The sequence below is a fragment of the Sphingomonas sp. 66-10 genome (genome assembly GCF_001897045.1).
In the GTDB taxonomy this organism is placed as follows: Bacteria; Pseudomonadota; Alphaproteobacteria; order Sphingomonadales; family Sphingomonadaceae; genus Sphingomonas; species Sphingomonas lycopersici.
Window position 1 is genome coordinate 1 of the sequence record NZ_MKRR01000140.1, and the last position, 2,223, is coordinate 2,223.

The window sequence follows — 2,223 nt, forward strand, 5'->3', positions numbered from 1 at the left end:
TCATCCGAACACCGGCTGGTGATCGGCTTGCGCGCTTGGTGGTGATACCGGCTCTCCGACGAACCGCTGACCCGCTTGTTCCCCAAGGCGAATCACACGATGGCAAGCGTGGTCAATCCTCCTTCATTGTGTTGCTGCTCGCGGCGGTGTCGGCCTCGGCAGGGCAGACGGCCATTCTCGCTTTCCTTCCGACCCTGGTCGACCCAAATCCCGGCGGGCTTTCCTCAGCGCATGATTTTCATGTCGCGAGCTTGACCGCCGTCCACCCGCTGGCAGCACTGGTGGCGGCACCGCTTTGGGGCTGGATTGCCGACCGGGTCGACTACCGCGTCATGTTGCGCACAGCGCTCATTATCCTCGCGATGGTGACTGCACCAGTTGGCCTCGTAGCTCTGCCGACTCTCTACGTTTTGCGCACGGTCGCGGGGATGGCGGCCGCCGCCATCATACCGCTTGCGCTGCTCAGTGCGAGTTTCGCCGCGGTCAGCCGTGGGGAGCAGGCGCGGCGTTTCACCTGGTTGACGGGGTCTGTATTTTTGGGAGACCTCGGCGGACCGCTTTTGGCGGAAGTCTCCGTTGCGATCATGCCCGGCGCGCCGCTCATGATCGTTGCTGCCAGCATCGGCACCGTCGCGGGGTCGCTTTGCCTTGTAAGCCTGCCAGGCCGCTGTGCGCACTGCCTCGACTCAGGAGATCCGCCGCCGCCGACAGTCTGCGCCACGGGAGTCCTATTACTCATCACGATCGCTGCGGGGGCCGGGCTTGCCGCTATGCACGTCAATCTCCTGATGACGCGCAGTGCGGTCTCGCTGAGCCGCGAGCAGATCGCCTGGATGCTCAGTCTTTGCGGATTCGGCATGCTGGCGGCGCAGATCTTTCATGCAAGGCTCGATTGGTTAGTGAAGGTTCCCGGGCGTCTTGCCGGATTGACGCTCGGTTTGCTGGCAGCGGCGCTCGTTGCCTTTCCACTCGCATCAAGCATAGCCGATATGAGCGTGTTCATCCTGGTCGCCGGTTGGAGCTCGGCGAGCCTGCGATTGGTCACAAGCTTCTGGATCAGCGGTTCTGCGGCGGCCTCAGGGGTGAGGCTTGGCCTCCAGCATTCGGCTGCCAGCATCGGGCAGGCACTGGCGCCCGTGGCGCTCGCTTTCGCCGCACCCGGCGCTCAGCCTCTCGTCCTCTGGAGCATTGCCGGCCTGTCGCTCCTGCTGCTTGTGGTCCTGCCACTAGCTTGGAAACGGCCCTCTTCAGGTGCTAATTCGTCAGGCGGATAAGGGGAGCGCGTAAATCGATATGAATCGTACCGTCCACCACTATCCAAGATGTGTTGCTGTGACAAATGAGCCCAGCCGCGGGCAAGGCCCTTGGGCGCAGCTGGGTTGGTTTCCTCTGGAAAAACGACGTGCTCGTGTCCCCACCTGGCCTCTTTAGCGTTGGCGGTCGGACGCGGTCCATTTACTCATTCGACGAGAGGCGTCTGTGACGGCCGATTGCCTCGAGGAGTAGACGGCTCCTTAGTGGTTTAGTGATCATGTGATCAAAGCCCGCGTCGGCAGCGCGGCGGGCGAGAACCTCGTCATGGAAGCCCGAAATCATGATGGAGCATCCGGACCAGCCCAGCGATCGGAGTTGGCGCAGGATCGAAAAGCCATCAATGTCCGGCATGCGATAATCAACAATCAGGCAATTGGCTCGCTTGGCACGCGAATCGGCCAAAAGCGCGCTACCACTTGTATAGCTACAGACGCAGTAGCCACGGGATCTAAGGAGAAGCTGAAGGGCACGCCGAACACCCGGGTCGTCGTCGGAGACGAGGATGGTGTAGCGCCCATCACCTTGTGTGTCAGAAAACGAAGACATCTCGCGCGACATGAGGACCTGTTGCATCACGGCAATGGCTCGCACGATGCGGCATCCTCGTCGCTACGTAGAGGGCGCAGTTATCACGTCTTGCGACCGAACCCGGCAGCAAAGGCGATCCTCAACGCCTCAGAGAGATTGCGGACCTCGAGCTTGGCCATGAGGCTGGCGCGGTGAACCTCGACCGTCCGGGATGAGCAACCCAGATCATAGGCGATCGTCTTGTTGGGCAAGCCGTTCGCCAATCCTTCCAGCACTTCCTGCTCGCGGGGGGTCAAGGCAGCAACCCGCACCTCGGCTTCCGACGATTCCAGCGCGCGAAGGTCGACATCGTCGAGACGAGCGAAAGCGCGCCTCACGGCC

Annotated in this window: 3 protein-coding genes; 1 reads left to right on the plus strand and 2 read right to left on the minus strand. The window is 62.0% G+C overall.

Annotated elements, in window-relative coordinates; all coding sequences use genetic code 11:
- The first annotated feature begins 2 nt into the window (after nucleotides 1-2).
- Nucleotides 3-1,274, plus strand: a complete 1,272-nt coding sequence (locus BGN95_RS20530; RefSeq protein ID WP_286773841.1) for an MFS transporter — start codon at nucleotides 3-5, stop codon at nucleotides 1,272-1,274.
- Nucleotides 1,275-1,455: 181 nt separating this feature from the next.
- Here the strand turns inward: BGN95_RS20530 and BGN95_RS20535 are convergent, their stop codons facing one another.
- Both BGN95_RS20535 and BGN95_RS20540 read right to left on the minus strand, forming a co-directional pair.
- Nucleotides 1,456-1,860, minus strand: a complete 405-nt coding sequence (locus BGN95_RS20535) for a response regulator (RefSeq protein WP_037486787.1) — start codon at nucleotides 1,858-1,860, stop codon at nucleotides 1,456-1,458.
- 83 nt (nucleotides 1,861-1,943) lie between these two features.
- Nucleotides 1,944-2,223: response regulator transcription factor (locus BGN95_RS20540; protein WP_286773842.1), on the minus strand; the 280-nt coding region annotated here is incomplete at its 5' end.